This is a genomic window from Couchioplanes caeruleus (assembly GCF_003751945.1).
GTDB classification, from domain to species: domain Bacteria; phylum Actinomycetota; class Actinomycetes; order Mycobacteriales; family Micromonosporaceae; genus Actinoplanes; species Actinoplanes caeruleus.
The window spans coordinates 3971718-3986249 of record NZ_RJKL01000001.1 but is presented as its reverse complement, the minus strand read 5'-3'; the positions used below and the strand labels follow the sequence as shown (position 1 = coordinate 3986249).

Sequence of the window (14532 nt, the reverse complement as noted above, 5' to 3'; positions counted from 1 at the left end):
CGTGGGAACGTTCACGGGCTCGTTCAAGGGCTTCGGGGTGACCTTCGCGCACATGTTCCGCAAGGTCATCACGACCGACTATCCGTTCTCGCCGCCGAAGCCGGCGCCGCGCTACCACGGCCGGCACATCCTCAACCGGCACCCGGACGGCCTGGAGAAGTGCATCGGCTGCGAGCTGTGCGCCTGGGCCTGCCCGGCGGACGCGATCTACGTCGAGGGTGGCGACAACACCGACGAACTGCGCTTCTCGCCGGGTGAGCGGTACGCCAGCATCTACCAGATCAACTACGCCCGCTGCATCTTCTGCGGGCTCTGCATCGAGGCCTGCCCGACCCGCTCGCTGACCATGAGCAACGAGTACGAGCTGGCCCGCGACAACCGCCAGGACCTCATCTTCACCAAGAAGGAGCTGTTGGCGCCGCTGCTGCCCGGCATGGAGCAGCCGCCGCACCCGATGCGCCTCGGCGACACCGACAAGGACTACTACGTGGGCGCGCTCACCAACCCGGGCACGTCGGCCGGCGCCGAACGGGCACCCTGGTCCGAGACCGGCACGCAGGACGCCGCCACGGGCGCCGACGCGGAGGTGGCCCGATGATGGCGTACGCGGCCGACGCCGCGGCGCAGGTCTCCACCGCCGAGGCCTGGGGCTTCTGGATCCTGGGCTCGCTCGCCGTCATCGGCGGGCTCGGCATGGTGCTCGCGCGCAACGCGGTGCACTCCGCGCTGTGGCTCGTCCTGACGATGCTCTGCCTGGGCTTCCTCTACGTGGTCAACGACGCGCCGTTCCTCGGCGCGGTGCAGATCATCGTCTACACCGGCGCGATCATGATGCTGTTCCTCTTCGTGCTCATGCTCGTCGGCCGGGACGCCTCCGACTCGCTCATCGAGACGCTGCGCGGGCAACGGATCGCGGCGATCCTGCTCGGCGTCGGCTTCGGCGTGCTGGTCGCCACCGGCCTCGCCCGCTCGCTCGGCGACACCGCGGTGGTGGGGCTGGCCGACGCGAACGCCCCCGGCAACGTGCAGGGCATCGCCCGGCTGTTGTTCACCAAGTACGTCTTCGCCTTCGAGGTCACCTCCGCGCTGCTGATCACGGCGGCGGTGGGCGCGATGATCCTCGCCCACGTGGAGCAGGCCTCTCTGGAGAAGGTCGACCAGGTGACGCGGATGAAGGAGCGCTTCCGGCCGGGCAACTACCCCGGTCCGAAGGCGGGCCCGGGCGTCTACGCCAACACCATGTCGGTCGCCGTCGCGGGCAAGCTGCCCGACGGTAACGACTCGGAGCGCACCCTTTCGCCGATCCTGCCCGTGCGCGAGCTGACCGAGCGTGAGGCCGCACCCAAGGGGACTGAGAAGTGACTCCTGACTACTACCTCGTACTCGCGGCGATCCTGTTCACCATCGGTGCCGCCGGAGTGCTGGTACGCCGCAACGCGATCGTGCTGTTCATGTGCATCGAGCTGATGCTGAACGCGGCGAACCTCGCGCTGGTGACCTTCAGCCGGATCAACGGCAGCCTCGACGGCCAGATCATCTCGTTCTTCGTGATGGTGGTCGCGGCGGCCGAGGTCGTGGTGGGGCTCGCCATCATCATGTCGATCTTCCGGACCCGGCGCTCGGCGAGCGTCGACGACGCCAACCTCCTCAAGTACTAAAGGGGCCTTCACGTGGGACATTCAGTGGAGTACGCCCCCGCCACGGGGCTTCTGAGCGGAATCTGGCTGCTTGTCGCCATTCCGCTCGCCAGCGCGGCCGTCCTCCTGCTGCTGGGCAGGAAGGCGGACAAGTGGGGCCACTGGCTCGGTGTGCTGGCGGTCGCGTCGACCTTCGTCCTCGGCCTGTCGATGTTCTTCCAACTGCGCGGGCTGAACCCGGACAAGCGCTCGGCCGAGCTGAGCCTCTGGGACTTCATCGCTGTCGGCAAGCTGGAAGTCGACTTCGGGCTGCTGTTCGACCCGCTGGCCGGCGTCTTCGTGCTGCTGATCACCGGCGTCGGATCGCTCATCCACGTGTACGCCGTCGGCTACATGGAGCACGACCCCGGGCGGCGGAGGTTCTTCGCGTACTTCAACCTCTTCGTCGCGGCCATGCTGCTGCTGGTCCTCGGCAACAACTACGTGATGCTCTACTTCGGCTGGGAGGGCGTGGGTCTCGCGTCATACCTGCTGATCTCGTTCTGGTACAACCGGCCCTCGGCGGCCACCGCCGGCAAGAAGGCGTTCCTGATGAACCGGGTCGGCGACGCCGGCCTGGCCATCGGCATCTTCATGATGTTCGCGACGCTGGGCACCACCCAGTACGACAAGGTCTTCAACGGGGTCTCCGCGCTGTCCGGCGGCACTGTGCTGCTGATGGGCATCCTGCTGCTGCTCGGCGCCGCCGGTAAGTCCGGCCAGTTCCCACTGCAGGCCTGGCTCCCCGACGCGATGGAGGGCCCGACCCCCGTCTCCGCCCTGATCCACGCGGCGACCATGGTCACCGCCGGCGTCTACCTGATCGCCCGCTCCAACGCGATCTTCTCGGCCAACGCCACGCTCCAGACGATCGTGGTCAGCGTCGGCGCGCTCACGCTGCTGATGGGCTGCATCATCGGCGCCGCGAAGGACGACATCAAGCGGGTTCTGGCCTGGTCGACGGTCAGCCAGATCGGCTACATGTTCCTCGGCGTCGGGCTCGGCGGCGGGGCGTACGCGCTGGCGATCATCCACCTGCTGGCGCACGGCTTCTTCAAGGCGAACATGTTCCTCGGCGCCGGCTCGGTCATGCACGGCATGCACGACCAGGTCGACATCCGGCGCTTCGGCGGGCTCAGCAAGTACATGAAGTACACCTGGCTGACCTTCATGATGGGCTGGCTGGCGATCATCGGCATCCCGCCGCTCTCCGGCTACTTCTCGAAGGAACCGATCATCGCGGCCGCCTTCGAACGCGAGGGCTGGACGGCGTGGCTGTTCGGCATGGCCGCGCTGCTCGGCGCCGGGCTCACCGCCTTCTACATGACCCGGCTGTTCGTGCTGACCTTCCACGGGCCGGAGCGGTACACCGCGGACAACAAGCACCCGCACGAGTCGCCGTTCATCATGACCGTGCCGCTGATCCTGCTGGCGGTCGGCTCGATCGCGGCCGGTTGGCTGATGTCGACCTCGGTGAAGGACTGGCTGCTGCCGGTCTTCGGCGAGCACCAGGAGCACCACGCGGTGCTCCCGCACGCGGCGATCAACATCCTGGGCATCGTGGTCACGCTGCTCGGCGCGGGCCTGGCCTGGATGCTTTTCCGCAACGGTACGGCCGAGCAGGAGCAGCCCGCGGGCGCGCTGGTCCGGGCCGCGCGCCGCAACCTCTACACCGACGCGTTCAACGAGGCGGTGTTCGAGCGGCCCGGCATCTACCTCACCCGCGCCCTGGTCTACCTGGACAACAAGGGCATCGACGGCGCGGTGAACGGCCTGGCGGCGGCCGTCGGCGGCAGTTCGGGGCGCCTGCGCCGACTGCAGACCGGTTTCGTCCGCTCGTACGCGTTGTCCATGCTCACCGGCGCCGTGCTGGTCGTCGGCGCGTTCCTCGCGATCCAGCTGGGGTGGTTGGCGTAATGAAGGACTTCCCGTTCCTGTCCATCCTGACGTTGCTCCCCCTGGTGGGCGCGGCAGTGGTGGCCTTCCTCCCGCGAAGCAACGGCGGCCTCGCCAAGATCGTCGCCCTGGTGTGGTCGCTGGCGGTGCTCGCGCTGAGCATCGGCATGTGGGTGGCGTTCCAGGTCGACGGCGACCGCTTCCAGTTCCGCGAGTCCTACCAGTGGATCCCCACCTGGGACGCGCGGTTCACGTTCGCCGCCGACGGCATCGCGCTGGTGATGCTGGTGCTCATCGCGGTCCTCGTGCCGCTGGTCATCCTGGCCTCGTGGCACGATGTGGACGAGAGCCAGCGGTCGGTGCCGACGTACTTCGCCCTGCTGCTCGCCCTCGAGTGCACGATGATCGGCGTCTTCGCGGCCGCCGACGTGTTCCTCTTCTACGTGTTCTTCGAGGTCATGCTGGTGCCGATGTACTTCATCATCGGCTCGTACGGCGGCCAGCGCCGCCAGTACGCCGCGGTGAAGTTCTTCCTCTACTCGCTGGTCGGCGGCCTCTTCATGCTGGCCGCGGTGGTCGGCCTCTGGGTGGTCGGCGGGCACACCTTCGACTGGGGGAACCTCAAGGAGGCCTCCGCGGCGTTCGAGACGAACACCGCCCGGTGGCTGTTCCTCGGCTTCTTCATCGCGTTCGCGGTCAAGGCGCCGTTCTTCCCGTTCCACACCTGGCTGCCGGACGCCGGTGGTGCCGCCCCGGCGCCCGCCGCCGCGCTGCTCGTCGGCGTGCTCGACAAGGTCGGCACCTTCGGCATCCTGCGCTACTGCCTGCCACTCTTCCCGGAGGCGGCGCGCTGGTTCGCGCCGGCGGCGCTGGTGCTGGGCCTCATCGGCATCATCTACGCGGCGCTGCTGGCGGTCGGGCAGAACGATCTCAAGCGGCTGGTGTCGTACACGTCGATCGCCCACTTCGGGTTCATCGGCATCGGCATCTTCGCCTTCACCACCCAGGCCGGCACCGGCTCGGTGCTCTACATGGTCAACCACGGCCTCGCGACCGGACTGCTCTTCCTGGTCGTCGGCATGTTCGTGGCGCGCCGCGGCTCCGCCCTGGTCAGCGACTTCGGCGGCGCCGGCAAGCTGGTCCCGGTGCTCGCCGGCGTGCTGTTCTTCGCCGGTCTCGCCTCGCTGGCCCTGCCCGGCACCGCGCCGTTCATCAGCGAGTTCCTGGTGCTGATCGGCACCTTCACCACCCACAAGGTCTACGCGGTCATCGCCACGGCGGGCATCATCCTGGCCGCCGCGTACGTGCTCTGGATGGTGCAGCGCACGACCCAGGGCACGCTGAACCCGGCGCTGGAGGAGGTCCCCGAGATGCGGCGGGACATGAGCTGGCGCGAGAAAGCGGTCGTCGCGCCCCTGGTGCTCCTGCTGTTGCTGCTCGGCTTCTACCCGAAGCCGGTCACCGATGTGATCAACCCGGCGGTCGAGGCGACCATGCTGGACGTGGGCTCGACCGATCCGGCGCCGACGGCGGTCGCGAACGGAAAGGTGGCGCCGTAGCCATGGGAGAGCTCAAACTTCCCGACATCGACTACGCGGCCCTCGCGCCGATGTTGATCCTCTTCGGGGCGGCCTGCGTGGGCGTGCTGTTCGAGGCCATGGTGCCCAAGAACCGGCGCCACGGCGTCCAGCTCGGTCTCGCGCTGGTGTCCCTGGTCGCCGCGCTGGCCGTGGTGATCTGGGTCCGCGACAAGCGGCTCGTCACCATCGGCGGCGCGATCGCGGTCGACGGGCCCACGCTGTTCCTCCAGGGCTCGATCCTGCTGCTCGGCATCGTCTCGCTGCTGCTGATCGGCGAACGCTCGATCGAGGCCGGCGGCGCGTTCGTCTCCCAGGCGGCGATCACGGTCGGCTCCCAGAAGGACCTCAGGCAGGCCGGCGGCCAGCCGGGCGCCACCGAGGTCTACCCGCTGACGGTCTTCGCCCTCGGCGGCATGCTGCTCTTCGTCGCGGCGAACGACCTGCTGACCATGTTCGTCGCGCTCGAGGTCTTCTCGCTGCCGCTCTACCTGCTCTGCGCCCTGGCGCGCCGGCGGCGGCTGCTGAGCCAGGAAGCGGCGCTGAAGTACTTCCTGCTGGGTTCGTACGCCTCGGCCTTCTTCCTGTTCGGGGTGGCGCTCATCTACGGCTTCAGCGGGGCCGTGGACCTGGCGTCCATCCATGCCGCGGCGGCCGACCCCACCCGCAGCGAGATCCTGCTCTTCGGCGGGCTCGCGCTGGTCGCCATCGGGCTGCTGTTCAAGAGCGCGGCGGCGCCGTTCCACGTCTGGACGCCGGACGTCTACCAGGGCGCCCCGACGCCGATCACGGCGCTGATGGCGGCCTGCACCAAGGTCGCGGCGTTCGGCGCGCTGCTGCGCGTGCTCTACGTGGCGTTCGACGGCGTCCGCTGGGACTTCCAGCCGGTGCTCGGCGTGATCGCCATCCTGACCATGCTGATCGGCGCCGTCCTCGCGGTCACCCAGACCGACATGAAGCGGCTGCTGGCGTACTCGTCGATCGCCAACGCGGGCTACCTGCTGGTGGGCGTCCTGGCGCTCAACAAGGACGGCCTGTCGAGCACGATGTTCTACCTGGTCGCGTACGGCTTCTCCGTGCTGGCCGCGTTCGGGATCGTCTCGCTGGTGCGTGACGCCGAGGGTGAGGCGACCCATCTCTCGCGCTGGGCCGGGCTGGGCCGCAAGAGCCCGGTGTTCGCCGGTGTCTTCTCGTTCATCCTGCTGGCCTTCGCGGGCATCCCGCTCACCAGCGGCTTCACGAGCAAGTTCGCGGTCTTCGGCGCGGCCATCGAGGGCGGGCAGACCTGGCTGGTCATCGTCGGCGTCATCACCAGCATGCTGTTGGCGTTCCCCTACCTGCGGGTCATCGTGATGATGTGGCTGTCGGAGCCGGGCGAGACCACCCCGGCGGTCTCCATCCCGGGCTTCCTGACCGCGGCGGCCCTGGCCATCGGCGTGATCGCGACGTTCGCGCTCGGTGTGGTCCCGGCCCCGCTGCTGGACCTGACCAACGATGCCGCTCAATTCGTGAGATAAGCAGCGGTGTCACGACAGCCCCGGCCGGAAAGGCCGGGGCTGTTCGCTTTCCGGCAGCTCCGGCCGGAGGCTTCGCCGGGCAGCTCCCTTCCCGGGAGCTTCGCCGGGCAGTTCCTCCCCACGAGCTTTGCCGGGCAGCTCCTCCCCCGGGAGCTTTGCCGGGGGTTTCGCCGGGCAGCTCCGCCCGGCGGCTGAGTGAGGGCGTGACCAGGCAGATCCCGCGCCCGTGTGCCACTCGAGCCGACTGTGCCCGTACCCAAGCATGATCTTGATCTCGAAGCCCATGATTTTGATCTCGAACCCCCTGGAGCAGCCGCGCAGGAGCCGTATGGCATCGTGAATGCGTGACTGCTGACAGCGCGCTGACGTCGCTCGGCATCGACATCGACCCCGCGGTCGACGCGTCGGTTTCGGCGACGCTCGCCGTGGTCGAGGATCGGCTGCGGCACAACGTCGCCAGCGCCGATCCCCTGGTGGCCGAGGCGGCCCGGCACCTGATGGACGCCGGCGGCAAGCGGTTCCGGCCGCTGATCGTGGCGCTGGGTGCGCAGTTCGGTGACCCGTCGCGGGCCGAGATCGTGCCGGCGGCCCTGGTCGTCGAGCTCACCCACCTGGCCACGCTCTACCACGACGACGTCATGGACGAGGCGGCCGTGCGGCGCGGGGCGCCGAGCGCCAACGCCCGCTGGGGCAACTCCGTGGCGATCCTGGTCGGTGACTATCTCTTCGCCCGGGCCGCGGACATCGCGGCCACGCTGGGCACCGAGGCTGTCCGCCTGCAGGCGCAGACCTTCTCCCGGCTCGTGCACGGCCAGATCGCCGAGACGGTCGGGCCGCGCGGCAGCGACGCGATCGAGCACTACCTGCACGTCATCGCCGAGAAGACCGCGTCGCTCATCGCGACGTCGGCCCGCTTCGGCGGGCTCTTCTCCGGCGCGACGCCGGAGCACGTCGAGGCCCTCGCCGGGTACGGCGAGACGATCGGCATCGCGTTCCAGCTCTCCGACGACCTGCTCGACATCGCGTCGGAGTCGGTGCAGTCGGGCAAGACGCCCGGCACCGACCTGCGCGAGGGCGTGCCCACCCTGCCGGTGCTCTACGCGCTCGCCGACGACGATGCCGACGCGTCCGCCGTGCGTCTGCGGGAGTTGCTCGCTTCCGGGCCGCTCGTGGACGACGCGCTGCATGCTGAGGCGCTGGGGCTGCTGCGCGAGTCGCGCGCGATGAAGCGGGCGCGCGAGACCGTCCGCACCTATGCGGAGGATGCCCGCGCGCGGCTCGTGCCGCTGCCGGACGGGTCGCCGCGGCGCGCGATGGAGTCGCTGTGTGACTTCATCGCCGATCGCACAAGCTGACCGTCCACATCGTGGAGTTGTTGTCTGGGTCGTGGGAAACCTCGTTGTGCGCCCGGCCTTTCCGGCCGAGCCGCCGGCCATGCGACGGGGCGCCGGGTACGGCTTGATCGTGGTAAGGCGCCTCGCATCGACGCTGGTCGTGGTGCTGTCGGCCGGGCCTTTGAGGGTGTGGACGAGTCCGCCGATCTAGACGGTGAGTATCAAGAAACACACGTGCCGTAGAGATTGGTCATGGTCGACACGCTCAAGGCATTCCGTCGGGGGAAGATTATTCATATGGTGTAAGTCCCCGGCGTCGGAGGTAGCAGTGCGCGACCCCCTGGCGGAGCCGTCAGATCTCATCCGGAGCGTGTCACGCGCCCTGCGTGTGCTCGAGTCGGTAGGTCGGGCCCCGCGCGGACTCACCGTGAAACAGATCGCCCGACGGTGCGAGCTGACCGTTGCGACGACGTACCACCTCGTACGCACCCTGGCGTATGAGGGCTACGTGATCAGGCGTGAGGACGGCACGTACATCGTCGGCCTGGAGATCGCCGACCGGTACCGAGAACTGGTGTCGGCGTTCCGTGGCCCGCCCACGGTCGGCGAGGCGTTGCGCCGCGCGGCGCTCGAGACCGGCTACAGCCACTACCTCGGCAGGTTCGTCGGCGGCCGGATCGCGGTGACCGCCTGCGCCGAAGGCGCCCGCTCGCCGTTCATGGACGACATGGTTCCCGGCTTCGACGAGGGCAGCCACGCCACGGCGCTCGGCAAGGCCCTGCTGGCCACGCTCACCGCCGACCAGCGCGCCCGATATCTGCGCGACTGGGGCATGCGCGCCTTCACCCCGGCCACCCTGACCACCCCCGAGGCGCTCGAGGCCGACCTGGCCGCGGGCGAGCGGCGGGGCATGCAGCTCGAGATGGGCCAGTTCCGTCAGGGGCTCGCCGGCGCCGCGGTCAACGTCATCACCGACCGCGACATGGAACGCCGGCTGGTGCTCGCCTGCGCCTTGCCGGCGGCGGAGATGCTGACCTCCGCCCGCGTGGTCCGGGCCAAGCTGACGGCGGCCGCCCGCAGCGTCGCCGAGGCACTCTCCACCGGAGACGCCGCCACGGCATAGGTTCCGTTGAACCCGCCGGCCTTCCTCGCCCGTAAGACAGGGTGGAACGCGCGAGGGAGGACGGCAGCCGTGGAAAGTCATGACGCCGATCTGCTGCGCGCTCTACAGGACGAGCACGGGGACGCCCTGTTCGCACACGCGGTACGCCTCTCCGGGGGCGACCGCCAGCGGGCCGAGGACCTCGTGCAGGAAACCCTGCTGCGAGCCTGGCGACACCCCGAGGCGCTGGACCCGGAGCGGGGCACGGTGCGGTCATGGCTTTTCACCACCGCGCGCAACCTGGCCATCGATGCCTGGCGGCGGCGGTCGGTACGGGTCGGCGAGGTGGTCACGGACATGATTCCCGAGCCTCCGCCCAGTGCGGACGAGGCGGACCGGGCCGTGGAGGCCTGGACGGTCGCCGAGGCGCTGGGGCGGCTCTCCACCAGCCATCGCGAGGTCCTGGTCGAATGCTTCTACCGGGGTCGTTCGGTCGCCGAGGCGGCGGCCCGGCTGGGCGTACCGCCGGGCACGGTGAAGTCGCGCACGCATTACGCCCTGCGCTCGCTGCGCGTGGTGCTGGACGAGATGGGGGTGACGGGATGAGATGCGACCATGAGCATGACGACGGTGCGTACGTCCTGGGCGCCCTGTCGCCGTCCGAGCGCACCGCGTACGAACGGCACCTCGCCACGTGCTCGTTCTGCCGGGAGGCGGTGGCCGACATCGCGGTCCTGCCGGGGCTGCTCGGCCGCCTCGACTCGTCCGACTTCGAGCGCCTCCTGGAACCGGACTTTCCGCCGCCCGCGCGCCGCCGGGTGAGCATGCCGGACCTGGTCCCGGTCGCGCAGACGACGCGGCGCCAGGAACGCAAGCGCGTCCGGTGGCGAGTGCTGGGCACGGCCCTCGCGGCCGCCTGCCTCGCCCTCGTCGTGGGCATCGGCGCGGTCTTCTGGATGGACGACCGGGGCGGCGGCGACACCGACGCCTGGGGTCCGACGGTGGCGATGACGCCGGCCACCGACCAGGTGCCGGTCAGCGCCCAGCTCAACCTCGCCGGCGCGGCGGGCGGCACGAAGATCAAGCTCTTGTGTGCATACAACCGGGTGAATGCCGATTCGGAGCCGTACACGGTCCGCTTGATGGCGTACGGGCCGGACAAGGAGAGCGAGCAGCTCGGCTCCTGGACCGCCTCGCCCGGCAAGGAGTTCCACATGTCCGGCGTCACGCACTTCGCCGGCGGCACGCTCGCCCGGCTGGCGCTGGTCCGTAACGACGGACGGACGCTGCTGGCCTACGACGTCCCCTGACGGCCTGACCGTCAGCGAGGCGGCAGGGCGGTGGCCGGCTCCGCGGTGGCGGCCGCGGAGCCGGCCACCGTTCTGACGCCCCTGATGCCGTCCACGGTGAAGATCACCAGAGCGATCCAGACCAGCGCGAACCCGGCGAGGCGTGCGGTCGGCATCGGCTCGTGGAAGAGCAGGACCCCGCAGGCGAGCTGCAGGATCGGGGCGACGTACTGAAGGATGCCGAGACCGACCAACGGCACCCGGTTGGCGGCCCCGGCGAAGAGCAGCAACGGTACGGCGGTGGCGACGCCCGACAGCACCATGAGCGTGGTGTGCCAGGCCGAGACGTGCCCGAACTGGGCGTCCCCGTTGAGCCACCACAGGTAGGCCAGGGCGGGAAGCGCCAGCACGGCCGACTCCACGAACAAACCCTCGGCGGGCGGCAGCGACAGCCGCTTCTTCACCAGACTGTACGACCCGAAGGTCGCCGCCAGCAGCAACGCAATGTACGGCAGGCGCCCGTAGTCGACGGTCAGCACACCCACGGCGACCCCACCGATCCCGACGGCCACCCATTGCCACACCCGCAGGCGTTCGCGTTGCACGGTGACACCGAGCAGCACGACGACCAAGGGAGTGATGAAGTAGCCGAGCGCCGTCTCGACAACCCGCGAGGAATTGACGCCGTAGATGTAGGTCGCCCAGTTCACGCCGATGAGTACGGCGGCAAGCACGACGCCGCCGAGCAGCCGCCGGTCCCGGCCGAGCCGGGCGGCGAACCGCCAGTTCCGGGCGGCGGCGAGCAACAGGCTGATGAAGACGACGGACCAGATGACGCGGTGGGCGAGGATCTCGAGGGGTGGGGAGGGTTTGAGCAGCTTGAAATAGATGGGGAAGAAGCCCCAGAGGATGTACGCGGTGAGGCCGTACAGGTATCCGCGCCGCTCGTCGCCCATGCTTCCACCGTAAGGTGCGGGGTGCGGTTCGCTCCTTGCATATGTTGAAGCTCACCGGGGTGGGTGGGGTGGGGGATTGGCGGGCGGCGCGGTGGCGCTACCGGCTTGATTGTGTTTGGTGGTTTCGCGTTCTTGGGTTCGGCTATACCGCCGTGTTCCGTCGGGTCGCCACCCGCCGCCGGCCGCACTGGGCTCGCTGAGCGGCGCTTTTGGGGCAGGGGTCGCTGAGCGGCGCTTTTCGGCTGGGGTCGCTGAGCGGCGCTTTGGAGGCTGGGTTCGCTGCCCGGCGTCCGTCGCGCTCCGAGGCAATGCTCGCGGTCCGTCTACCGCGGGAGCACACCCTGTGGCCGGTCCCGCTCCGTGCGGGACCGGTCGCTACGGCGTCTTGGCCGCCCGGGGTTCATCCAGGGCCGGGAACCCGCTTGGGGTCAGTCGTCGCCGTCGGGGACGAGCATGTTGAGGACCCAGCTCACGATGCCGACGAGGAGAGCGCCGAGAACCGCGCTGGGCCAGAAGTCGTCCACGTGGAACGGCAGATCGAACCGGCCTGCGATCCAGCTAGTGAGCAGGAAGAGGAGGCCGTTCACCACCACGGAGATCAGGCCGAGGGTGAGAACGTACAGCCCGCACCCGATCATCTTGATGATCGGCCGCAGCACGGCATTCACGATGCCGAAGATGACGGCGACGGCGAGGAGCGCCCCGACCTTCCCAGGTACTGAGTCGGTCGTGAGCCGGATGCCGTCGATGACCAGAGTGGCGATCCACAGCGAGACGGCCGTGATGACCAGCCGGATGATGATGCCCATGGCTCGCGATGGTGCCACGCCCGGGCCACCAAGAGCAGCAACACTCCACGATCTTGTCAGCGCACGTCGAGAAACCGGCCGTACAGACAGACCCGATACCGCCCTCGAATCCGATTGGCGCGCTTTGCGAGCCAGTCCAGGCCCGAATGCAAACCGCAGTAGTGCGCAACGGGGGCTGCGGTGTCGCGGTGCACGCGGTGGGCGGAGCGGGCGCTTGCAGAATGCGACGCCGCGCGGATGGCGTGTGGAGCGGTGCGGTCGGCGTGTGGACCAGAGGCGCCGACGGTCCCACCCGGCCTCGGTGGCCGCGGCTCAACCTCGGGGCCATGGGGTGGCGGCTCCGCAACTCCAGGGCTTGCGCCGCGTCGCCGTCGTCGCCGGGCGGTGAAGCCGCGGGTTGTCGCGTCAGCGGGTTGGGAGGCCGATCAACTGGGCTTCGATGGGGGTCTGGGACAGCGCCGCCCAGCGGACCGCGCGCCGGTTGATCACTCCCACCATGTCCGTGCGGATCTGGGTCAGCCAGGTCGCCGTCTCGCCCAGGCCGAGGGTGGCGCCGACGAGTTCGGCCTCGTCTGCTCGGAGCGGCTGCACGAGGAGGAGGTCGGCGCGGGAGGCGACGTCCGCGTCCGCCGAGGTGAAGCCGTCGCGGACCACCAGGGTGGTCTGCCAGCCGGGTCCAGGTCGGCTGTCCGCGCCGACCGGGCCGATGTCCATCACCACCAGGAGCGGTTGCAGTGCCGAGCCCTGGGGCATGTCCACCGCTCGGCCCGGCGGGATGACCGCGATCGACTCACCGGGAACCGCGGCCCCGCGTACGAAGGGTTCCCAGGCCTGCGGGCGTGCCGTCTGGACCACCACCCGCGCGCCCAGCGCCATCGCCCGTAGCGACACCAGTTGCGCGCAGCGCACGCCGCCGATGAGGAGGGCGCGGGTCTGCTCCGGCCGGAAAAGGCGCGCGATGACCGGTTCGCCGCGGCGGTTGGTGCCGATCATCAGGCCCGCGTTGCTGATCGGCAGTTCGAGGTCTTCCACCAGGCCGGTGGGGTGGCTTCCGAGGCCGTTCAGGTCGGGGCGGCCGGGGATCGCCGGTGACGTCGGAATGCCCAGTGGCAGGGTCGCGGTCAGGCCGCCGAGGTGCTCGCCGTCGAGACGCTGCACGGTAGCTCGCTCGGCGGCGAGGAGTTTGCGCAGAGTCTGGGCAGCGAGCGACAACGTTGCGGCATCCGGCGCGGCGAGACGGACGGTGAGGTCGATGGCTGTGTCCGTACCCGAGGGTGAGTGTGGTCCGGCACCCAGCGCAACCGTGGTCGCTGCCGCAGGCAGGGCAAGCATGCGGGCGATGATGCGCCGGGAGGTCTCGATCCGTAGGTCGGGCCAGCGGCGGAGCCGGAACGTGACCTGGGCCAGGCCCCCGACCCGCAGGCCCGCCCAACTCTCCTGGGCCACGCCGCCGCCCTCATCGTGGGCGAGGTCGGCGATGACACCCAGGGCGGCCGCCTCGCCCAGAGGGCGCACCGGGCTCGGCGCGAGTCGGCGGACCAGCCTGCGGACCAGCCCGGACAACGCCCGTCGGAGATCGTCGTCGGACCAGCCCTCGGCGCGCAGCACCCGGACCGCGAGGAGCGCTCGGCTGTGGCCGAGCAGGCGTCCATCGGTCAGTTGACGGTACGAGTTGGCGGGCGTGCCGCCTCCCGCCCGCAAGGAAGGAGCAGGGGCTCCGGCGAGCACTAGCTGGATGCGGCATGGCGGATGCTCGGCATCCGCGGACGGCAGCAATCCCGCCGGGGACGGCGCCGCACCGGCCAGCTCGGCGAGGAGGCCGGCCGTCTCGCCGAGCTCGAGAACGGCGGTGAGACCCTGCCCGTCGACGATGACCGCGGCCGGATCGCCGGCCAACCCCGTCTGCTCGACGGTGGCGCCAGGCGCGACGAACTCGAGCAGTGCGGTCGGCGCGCTGCCGACGGACACTGCGTGGCGCCGGCCCGCGTATCTGGTCGCTGTGCCGAGCCACTCGAACGCCCAGCGGCCACGCAGGCGGAGCCAGGTGAGGGCGAGCAGGACAATTGCCGCAAATGCCGCGGCGCCGAGGGCGATAGGGCCGTTGGCGGCGCCGATCAGTAAGGCCACGACGGCCACTTGGGTACTGACAAGCTGACTGGTGCGAATACCGAATAATCGTCCATAACGGACATGGGGCGTGCGCACCTTGGGCAGGCGCTGACCGCCGCCGTTCAGCTCCGGGAAGCTGCGGCCGTCCGCCACCTCTGCCGTCACCCCGCGCCGCCCTTCGATCGTGGTTGTGTTCGCGAGGAGCCATCGTATGGCTCGGCGTTCCGTGATGGGGAAGGGTTGTGGATAACTGCGGCGGCGATATCC

General features: G+C 69.7%; 13 protein-coding genes. 10 read left to right on the top strand and 3 right to left on the bottom strand.

Going from position 1 to position 14532, the window contains the following annotated elements:
- Position 1 precedes the first annotated feature (1 nt).
- The 10 genes from nuoI (at position 2) to EDD30_RS17685 (ending at position 10412) form a co-directional block, all read left to right on the top strand.
- The gene (nuoI, locus tag EDD30_RS17730) at positions 2–598 is read left to right on the top strand and encodes an NADH-quinone oxidoreductase subunit NuoI (RefSeq protein WP_071806986.1); all 597 of its coding nucleotides are present in this window, start codon (positions 2–4) and stop codon (positions 596–598) included.
- Positions 595–1362: an NADH-quinone oxidoreductase subunit J gene (locus EDD30_RS17725; protein ID WP_071806987.1), complete on the top strand. Its 768-nt coding sequence runs from the start codon at positions 595–597 to the stop codon at positions 1360–1362. The genes nuoI and EDD30_RS17725 overlap by 4 nt, the downstream gene beginning before the upstream one ends.
- Entirely contained in the window at positions 1359–1658 is a 300-nt protein-coding gene (gene nuoK / locus EDD30_RS17720; protein ID WP_015618499.1) for an NADH-quinone oxidoreductase subunit NuoK, read from the top strand. Before EDD30_RS17725 ends, nuoK begins: the two co-directional genes overlap by 4 nt.
- A 12-nt stretch (positions 1659–1670) precedes the next feature.
- On the top strand, positions 1671–3593 hold the full coding sequence (nuoL, locus tag EDD30_RS17715; protein ID WP_071806988.1) for an NADH-quinone oxidoreductase subunit L: 1923 nt from the start codon (positions 1671–1673) through the stop codon (positions 3591–3593).
- A complete protein-coding gene (locus EDD30_RS17710) occupies positions 3593–5131 on the top strand; it encodes an NADH-quinone oxidoreductase subunit M (RefSeq protein WP_071806989.1) in 1539 nt (512 codons plus the stop codon). The genes nuoL and EDD30_RS17710 overlap by 1 nt, the downstream gene beginning before the upstream one ends.
- Before the next feature lie 2 nt (positions 5132–5133).
- On the top strand, positions 5134–6666 hold the full coding sequence (nuoN, locus tag EDD30_RS17705; RefSeq protein ID WP_071806990.1) for an NADH-quinone oxidoreductase subunit NuoN: 1533 nt from the start codon (positions 5134–5136) through the stop codon (positions 6664–6666).
- 362 nt (positions 6667–7028) lie between these two features.
- On the top strand, positions 7029–8021 hold the full coding sequence (locus tag EDD30_RS17700) for a polyprenyl synthetase family protein (protein ID WP_394328280.1): 993 nt from the start codon (positions 7029–7031) through the stop codon (positions 8019–8021).
- 307 nt (positions 8022–8328) lie between these two features.
- Positions 8329–9123 carry an IclR family transcriptional regulator gene (locus tag EDD30_RS17695; protein WP_071806992.1) on the top strand — a complete coding sequence of 265 codons (795 nt, stop codon included), beginning with the start codon at positions 8329–8331 and terminating at the stop codon, positions 9121–9123.
- A gap of 90 nt (positions 9124–9213) precedes the next feature.
- Positions 9214–9708 carry a sigma-70 family RNA polymerase sigma factor gene (locus EDD30_RS17690; protein WP_244945613.1) on the top strand — a complete coding sequence of 165 codons (495 nt, stop codon included), beginning with the start codon at positions 9214–9216 and terminating at the stop codon, positions 9706–9708.
- Positions 9705–10412, top strand: a complete 708-nt coding sequence (locus EDD30_RS17685; RefSeq protein WP_071806994.1) for an anti-sigma factor family protein — start codon at positions 9705–9707, stop codon at positions 10410–10412. The genes EDD30_RS17690 and EDD30_RS17685 overlap by 4 nt, the downstream gene beginning before the upstream one ends.
- 11 nt (positions 10413–10423) lie before the next feature.
- Here EDD30_RS17685 and rarD read toward each other — a convergent pair whose 3' ends face one another.
- The 3 genes from rarD to EDD30_RS17670 all read right to left on the bottom strand — a co-directional run bounded on the left by rarD (position 10424) and on the right by EDD30_RS17670 (position 14283).
- Positions 10424–11347: an EamA family transporter RarD gene (gene rarD, locus EDD30_RS17680; protein ID WP_071806995.1), complete on the bottom strand. Its 924-nt coding sequence runs from the start codon at positions 11345–11347 to the stop codon at positions 10424–10426.
- Positions 11348–11775: 428 nt separating this feature from the next.
- Positions 11776–12156, bottom strand: a complete 381-nt coding sequence (locus tag EDD30_RS17675) for a phage holin family protein (RefSeq protein ID WP_071808848.1) — start codon at positions 12154–12156, stop codon at positions 11776–11778.
- A 405-nt stretch (positions 12157–12561) separates the two neighbouring features.
- Positions 12562–14283, bottom strand: coding sequence for a type VII secretion protein EccE (locus tag EDD30_RS17670; protein ID WP_244945294.1), 1722 nt, complete (start codon positions 14281–14283; stop codon positions 12562–12564).
- Positions 14284–14532: the final 249 nt, after the last annotated feature.